Origin of the sequence: Sulfitobacter sp. 1A15106 (assembly GCF_043556995.1) — a bacterium.
Lineage (GTDB): Bacteria > Pseudomonadota > Alphaproteobacteria > Rhodobacterales > Rhodobacteraceae > Sulfitobacter > Sulfitobacter faviae.
The window spans coordinates 282,404-289,131 of sequence record NZ_JBIFFM010000006.1; the positions used below are offsets into that span (position 1 = coordinate 282,404).

Genomic DNA, 6,728 nt, shown 5'->3' on the forward strand with positions numbered 1-6,728 from the left:
CGAGCAATCAGTGATCACACTGACGCCAGAGCACCCACTATTCGGAACTACCGCCATCGCTGCCCCCTTCAGGTCTATCAGGCACGGGGGGCTGCCCCGCTGCTGCGTTCAAACTCTCCAGCTCAAACAGGCCCAGCTCTTGCTTCTTGCGAAGCTCACGGGCGCGCTGCACGAGCATCTCCTCCCAGTCGAGGCCGATCTGGCTGGCCTCGTACTCCATCGTCGTGATCCCCATCGCCATGCGTTTCTCAGCTGCCTTCGCGGTTTTCTCGGGGTCAGCATCCACCATAGGCGGGCCGATCCACTCAGCGCGGGCGTAGTGCTGCCGGTGTGAGCGGAAGGTCGTGCCCCGGGCGATGAATTGCGGGTTGCGCAGGAAGAACTCCTCCAGCCATAGGCCGAATACCCACTGGCAGAACGGTGCCATCGCGCGCTTGCGGCGGCCGACGTGCGCCTTGTTCGACTGAATGTTAGACATCCGCGCCGATGAAAAGTTCACCTTGCTGTAGTCGCCAGAGTACTGCTCCAGCGTCATATTCTGCCCGCGCGCGACCTCTCGGCTCATCTGATCGATGAAAGCTGCGGTATCGGGGTTGGCAGACTTTGCCGATTCAAGGGAGAGCGTCTCGTCTGGCAGGAGGTGGATCGCCTTTGCGCCCTTCACGTCAATCTTGTTGCGAGAGTAGTACTCGCCCCGAGTCTTCATGAATTTCTGCATCATCTTGATGCCATCGTTGGTCTTACTGTCGGCGCCAAGCACCTCCATGATCTGACCCCAGTCGGCGCCGCTTTTCACGACCGCGGCGAAGACAGTCTGCAGAAGCGCGGCCTGCAGGGTGGCATCGCTAATCTTATCCAGCATCTTTGCGGCACGCAGGACAGTCGCATAGATCGACACCCCCCGGGACTGCTCGGCGCGGATTGGGTCGAAGGCGTGGAAGACCTTGCGGCGGCCGTTGCGCCCGTATTTAGGGACGCGCTGCCATGTCATCTTGTCCATCCGAAGGCTGCCCTTCGGAAGGTCCCGGGGATGGCGGCTGCTGATCCAATAAGCGACCGGCCTGCCGTTGGCGTCATGCTCGATGCCGCCACGAATGTCTCGGTTGCGCCTGATGCCGTCCTTGGGGTTTGATAGGCGCGCCGGGTCGATGATGCGGATGTGCGTCATCCCACCATCGCTATTAGCGGGGCCGGGCTCAAACGTCGCCAGTATCTCGCCATGGATCATCAGCGATCGGTAAGCCACAGCCTGCAGGCCCGACCAGTTATTGACGCCAGTGACGTCGACGAGATTGCGGTCATCGTCGATCCACGATCGCCACTCGTCCTCGATCAGGTTTGCATACTCTTCACCCCACTCCTCCGTTTGCCCGAGGGCGCGGTAGTTGGGATGGCAGCTCAACTTCAAGCCGGTGCCGATGGCGTGGTCGACGTGGTATTGCAGGGATCCAGCAATGTTGCCGTCATTCGACGCCAGATCGACAGTGCGCGACTCCAGCAGGTCCTTCGACGGCAGAATGTCCATGTTGGCGCTCTGCATCGGCGGCGCCCAGCAACTCAGGTCCAGCTCCGCTGTAGGGTCTGGGGAGTCGCCTGCATGATAGCCCGCCGAAGCGGACGGTTTAGAGGTGAGCGCCTCGTGCTCTGTGTCTGATTTATTCATGTGCTGTGGACTCGTAGCATTACTGGCTCTCCCCGCTGATGTAGGTGCGCCGCGCATCTATGCCAAGTGCGACTGCCATATTGGCACAAACTGACTCAAAACGTAACCCAGCCGTCGTCCTCGTCGTCCTCGTCAGGCACGCGGGTCAGCTCATAGCGCAGGCTGTCCCAGTTGGGCGATAGGCTGGTCCTCACGGCAAGCGCGTAGCAGTAGCAGTCCATCGCCTCAGCCCGGTGGCTCGGGCTCTTGCGCTGCCACGTCAGCTTGGGGCGGCCGCCAGTGTAACTCACGGCGCGATACTCTGCGAGGAGCTGCTTTGCCCACTCCTCGCTCTCTGGCCCCATGTCCGAGATGTGGATGTAGGCTGGCGCGTCACGGTCGCCCTGCTTCAGGCGCTCCATCAGCGTGGTCTTGGCGTCATCCACACCGACCAGCCAGAGCTTCGCGAAACCCTTCTTCTTAGCCTTGGACTGCTCCCAGATCAGGCGCTGACCTGCCACGCCCTTCACCGCGAAGTAGCCGCTGTGAGGGTTGCTATCGACAAAGTCGTAGACCGTCTGTGTCAGGTAGCCGGAGTCGATCGCAGTGGCTCTGATCTCGATCTTGTTGCCCAGCTCGTGCTGGAACTCACTCTGCAGGAAGTCGTGAAGGTCCTTCCATACCTGCACGCCGGTGGTGTCCCCGTAAATCTTACGGTGATCGAGGATGTAGCTCTGGTTCTCAGACCAACCCACGACCGTGACCTCGAAGCGATCGCGCTGGACGTCGACACCAGCCGTCAGCAGCAAGCAGTCGGCCGGGACCGGATGCAGGCTGATGCCCGTCATCCGCTTGATGATCATCTCCTCATCGATCTGCAGGTCGTCGGAGCTGTAGGCCTCGCCGAGGTAGGTGTTGACGAAAACTTGCTCCAACATCACATCGCCGCGCGAGTCGATGAACTCCTTCACGGCATGCGACCACTGGCCAACCCACGGACTGGCGAGCGCGTTCAGCTTGAACCCCGCGTGCCCCTTGACGTCGGGCCGGGTGGCGATCCACTCGCCATTGGAGATGGCCTTCAGGCGGTCGCCCTCATCCCACACGCCGCCGCACTCTGGGCAGGCATAGTAGGCCGTCTCTGGATCGTTATCCTCCCAGTGCAGGTTCTCGAAGACCATCTCATGCTTGTGCCCGCAATGGTGGCACGGCACATGGTAGCGGCGCTGATCCGAGGCCTTGTATTGCCGCTCGATCACAGAGACCCCGGCTAATGTCGGTGTCGATGTCACAATGATCTTGCGGCCGTTCCCCTTGAAGGTCGAGGTCCGCTTGATCGCCAGCGACAGGGGATCGCCTTCATGGCCCGCCGAAGCAGAGAAGCGATCGCACTCATCCGCCAGCAGCATTTTGACCGGGCGCGAGGCAAGTGCAGCTGGTGCATTGGAGCCCACCGCGTTGACGATCGCGCCGTTGGTGAACTGCTTCTTGAGCATGGATTGCGTGCCCTTGCCCTTAGCGCCCACCGTTGTGTTCTTCTTGAGCGCCGGACTCGCCTCGATCATAGGAGCGAAGCGCTCCTTCATCAGCATCTCGGCGTTGTCGAGGGTCGGCATGAGGAACAGGATCGGCGCGCCCATGCCGGGGGTTGCGCAGATTTGCCCCATGGCCCCCAAGAGGATCGTCGTCTTGGCGAGCTGAGCCGCCATCTGCAGTGAGATGTACTCGACCGTCGGGTCGTCGACGGCGTCCATAATCCCATAGGAGTAAGGGGTTCGCTTGAAGCTGATCAGGCCCGGCTCAGCCGCGCTTTCCGGCGGCAGGTAATACTCAGCCTCACACCAGTCAGCGACACCTCGGCGAGGCGGCGGCTTGATACCTCGGGCGAAAGCTGCCGCCAGCCCCCGCTCAATCTTCGACATCTGGCACCATCCGCTCAACGTCGGATGCCATCTCCATCAGGACGCCGTCCAGCTCACGATCCAGTATCTCCCGCCCGGCGTCCGACATGTGCGGCCGAAGCTTTGGCGCAAGGTTCTTGATCCGCATCTGGATTGTGGTGGCCATGGCCTCCAGCGACCCCTCAACGACCTCCCGATCGAGGAGCAGACCGGAATCCCGCTTGTAGATCAACTCGGCGCGCTCCGCCTTCCAGATCGCCTCCTTTGTCTTCGCCTGAGCGAGCGATTGCGACCCCGGCTCTCCTTCGAGCGGGATATCGTCCTTTTCAGGGGTCGATCCATTGCGCACGCGCTCAGCATCCCCCTTAGCCACAGCTAGAGGGTTGCGAGACTCCATGTACTCGCGGACGTCAGTGGCCAGAACTTTACCCGCCTTGGTCGGCGGTAGGGTGCCATTTTTTACCAGCTTCGTGATGTTGGCGGCGGAACAGCCCATCACGCGAGCGGCCTCCGACTTGGTCAGATATTTGCGTTGCCTCGCCATGCGTTTGCCTAGTTTTGCCTCCCTCCAAAACTGGTGTTCCAGAGAGGCAAAATCAACTGGCACGGATATGCCGAACCTAAGTTCCTGTTAAACCTAAAAAAAATGCGCGGCTCGACCGATATATTGGGGTGCAGCGGCCCCTCGGTAGTATGTACCGGGCAGGGGGACCCAAAGCGTTCACTTCTTGTTCACACCTTGTTCTCGATCACCCTCCGCTGCCCTCTTCTGTTCTCTCCCTGTTCACTCTCCGTTCACCCTATCCATAGCCCTGCAGCTCTCCGCCCTGCAGCTCTCTGCCCTCTCTGCCCTGCTACCCCCCGCCCCATGCCCTGCCCCGTGGTTGCGTTACGCCATGCCCCGCCCCTCTCTGCCCCGTGGTTGCGTTACGCCATGCCCTGCCCCATGCCCTGCAGCTCTCTGCCCCGCCCCCTCTGCCCCCTCTATCCTCTGCCCTGCCCCTCTCCGCCCTGCCCCCTCTCTGCAGCTCTCCACCCTGCCCCTCTCTACCCCCTTCCCTGCAGCTCTCTGCCCCATAGCGTGGCCACCTATGCCCCGGCATGGCGCGCCCTGCCCTGCCCCGTCCTAGCCCTGCCCCGACCTCTGCCCCTCTCTGCTATGGGGTAGCGTTACGCGCGCGGGAGTCGCTCGCATGCGCGCGCGATCGATTCAGGGCATGGCGATATGGGGGGGGTTGCGAATCGCTTTCCATATTGGCAAAAGGGTTGAGCAAGCCGGGCACAATGCCCGCCAACCCATGAGGATAGAGCCGATGACAACCGCAACCGCGAAAACAGCTGATCAGATTAAGGCAGAGATTGCCCGCTTGCGTGCTGAATTGAACGTATTGCAACCCGCCGTTGCCAAGCCAAACCCCGCGCGCAACAAATATCTTTCCAGCGCCGCAAAGCTAAAGCGCGCGCTTGAATCCGGCGCGCTTGGCGGCGTGGTTCTCTGGAAAGGCGCAAGCCTCATCGATGGCGCGCCCATTGCCTACGTTGCGACCAAGTTTAACGGCGCCAGCGGCAATGAAAAGACCGGCGCCATGGTCCAGACGTTCATTTTGCCGGATCCACATGCCGCTGGCATTGAATGCAATGGCGCGGCCCCCGCGAAAATTTCGCCATGGCTGCAGAAAACCGGCGCGCGCTCTATTTGCGGCGATTGCCCCCATGCGTGGCAATGGGATGAATCGCTTGGCCGCTATGCCAAGGGATCTTGCTACGTCCGTGAATACCAATCCCCCGCGTCCGTGACCGGCGCCCTATACCGCGACTCCTATCCCGTGGCCGGTGTCGACTTTCCCGCGGAATGGATTGCAGAATTGTTCGCCAGCGCAAATGTCCGTTTTGGGTCCTATGGCGACCCTGCAGCGGCGCCGGCATGGGTGACCCTGCAAGCGGCAAGCAAGGCGACTCAGCGGACGGGATACACCCACGGATGGAAAAGCGCATTCGATGGTTTTCGCGAAAATGCGGCAAAGCTTGCCGGCGTTGTCATGGCAAGCGCGGACTCCGCTGCAGATGTAAAAGCGGCCGAGTCCCTTGGTTTTCGCTGTTTTCGCGTGGCGCCTATGTCCGAAGATGTCACGGCGGCCGATGAAATTTTGTGCCCCGCGTCAAAGGAATTTGAGGCCATGCACGGCCGCCGGACGGATTGCGCCGCTTGCGGTCTCTGCAGCGGCGCCGATGGGAAAGGCAAGGGCAAGCGCTCTGTTGTCATCGCCGCGCATGGCGGGACCGCCAAACGTGTGACCGGCGCCGCATGCCCCGCCGCGGTTAAAATGCTGCGGGCAATGGGGGTTTAATACCCCCCCCCGCCTATCCCTGCCCCCTCTCAATTCCAGACAAGGACTCCCGCCATGACATTTGAACAATTTGCCGCTGAATCCCTCTCCCTGCAGCTTTCCTATATCGCCGATGAACGCGCGCGGATGGCGCAAGCAAGCAAGACTCCCGGTGACAAGGTCGCGCTTGGCAAGCTTGGCTTGCATCCCCTTACATCTGCAGAGATTGCCGCGCGGGTTGCGCAATTGGATGACATGGAAAAGCGCGCGCCGGAACAATTTAGCACAAGCGCGCCGGGCATGGCGGCCGCCTATCGGCTCAATTTTGCCCCGTCCGACTTTGAATCCCTTTGCGCCTAATCGCGCGCCCTGCCCCTATCAAATCAAGGACTCTTGCAATGGCTTATGTATTAGCAACCGGCAACCGCTCAAAGGCGACTCATTTTTGGAATGGCGTAACCTTTGGAGACCTGCAGCGCGCGCGCAAATATCCGACTTGGCGCGGCGCGTCTCGACAGTATCACACCGGCAAAGCGCATAGGGAATGGACTCGCCTAGTGAACGCTGCAGAGAGGCGCGACTCGGTTGTGTTTTGGTTAGTCAGACTCGACGATGTGACCGGCGCGCCGGTGGATTGCCGAACCACGGACTAGACGCGCGGCATTTTGAGCGGGGCAAAATGCCCCGTTTTTATATGCCGCGCTCTCTAACATATGCCCCGCCCTGCAGCCCTGTGGCGCGCTCTGGCGCGATCCCGTGGCCATGGGCGCATGCCGTCCAGCTGCAGCCCTGTGGCGCGCTCTGGCGCGATCCCGTGGCCATGGGCGCATGCCGTCCAGCTGCAGCCCTGTGGCGCGC

5 protein-coding genes are annotated in these 6,728 nt (G+C 61.3%); 2 read left to right on the plus strand and 3 right to left on the minus strand.

Features of this window, described 5'->3' with window-relative positions:
- Positions 1 to 37: 37 nt before the first annotated feature.
- From ACGYKA_RS11950 to ACGYKA_RS11960, 3 genes are read right to left on the minus strand one after another with little or no spacing between them, the layout of a single operon-like run.
- Positions 38 to 1,720: a phage portal protein gene (locus ACGYKA_RS11950; protein WP_394438872.1), complete on the minus strand. Its 1,683-nt coding sequence runs from the start codon at positions 1,718 to 1,720 to the stop codon at positions 38 to 40.
- Between the two features lie 38 nt (positions 1,721 to 1,758).
- The gene (locus ACGYKA_RS11955; protein ID WP_394438874.1) at positions 1,759 to 3,564 is read right to left on the minus strand and encodes a phage terminase large subunit family protein; all 1,806 of its coding nucleotides are present in this window, start codon (positions 3,562 to 3,564) and stop codon (positions 1,759 to 1,761) included.
- On the minus strand, positions 3,551 to 4,087 hold the full coding sequence (locus tag ACGYKA_RS11960; protein WP_394438876.1) for a helix-turn-helix domain-containing protein: 537 nt from the start codon (positions 4,085 to 4,087) through the stop codon (positions 3,551 to 3,553). Before ACGYKA_RS11960 ends, ACGYKA_RS11955 begins: the two co-directional genes overlap by 14 nt.
- A gap of 769 nt (positions 4,088 to 4,856) precedes the next feature.
- On the opposite strand from ACGYKA_RS11960, the gene ACGYKA_RS11965 reads away from it, so the two are divergent.
- Entirely contained in the window at positions 4,857 to 5,891 is a 1,035-nt protein-coding gene (locus ACGYKA_RS11965; RefSeq protein ID WP_394438878.1) for a hypothetical protein, read from the plus strand.
- A gap of 54 nt (positions 5,892 to 5,945) precedes the next feature.
- The gene (locus tag ACGYKA_RS11970; RefSeq protein WP_394438880.1) at positions 5,946 to 6,230 is read left to right on the plus strand and encodes a hypothetical protein; all 285 of its coding nucleotides are present in this window, start codon (positions 5,946 to 5,948) and stop codon (positions 6,228 to 6,230) included.
- The last annotated feature ends 498 nt before the right edge of the window (positions 6,231 to 6,728 follow it).

Excerpts from the sequence above, each read along its gene's own strand:
- ACGYKA_RS11950 (WP_394438872.1), bottom strand. The coding sequence starts at position 1,720 with ATGCGCGGCGCACCTACATCAGCGGGGAGAGCCAGTAATGCTACGAGT.
- ACGYKA_RS11955 (WP_394438874.1), bottom strand. The coding sequence starts at position 3,564 with ATGTCGAAGATTGAGCGGGGGCTGGCGGCAGCTTTCGCCCGAGGTATC.
- ACGYKA_RS11960 (WP_394438876.1), bottom strand. The coding sequence starts at position 4,087 with ATGGCGAGGCAACGCAAATATCTGACCAAGTCGGAGGCCGCTCGCGTG.
- ACGYKA_RS11965 (WP_394438878.1), top strand. The coding sequence starts at position 4,857 with ATGACAACCGCAACCGCGAAAACAGCTGATCAGATTAAGGCAGAGATT.
- ACGYKA_RS11970 (WP_394438880.1), top strand. The coding sequence starts at position 5,946 with ATGACATTTGAACAATTTGCCGCTGAATCCCTCTCCCTGCAGCTTTCC.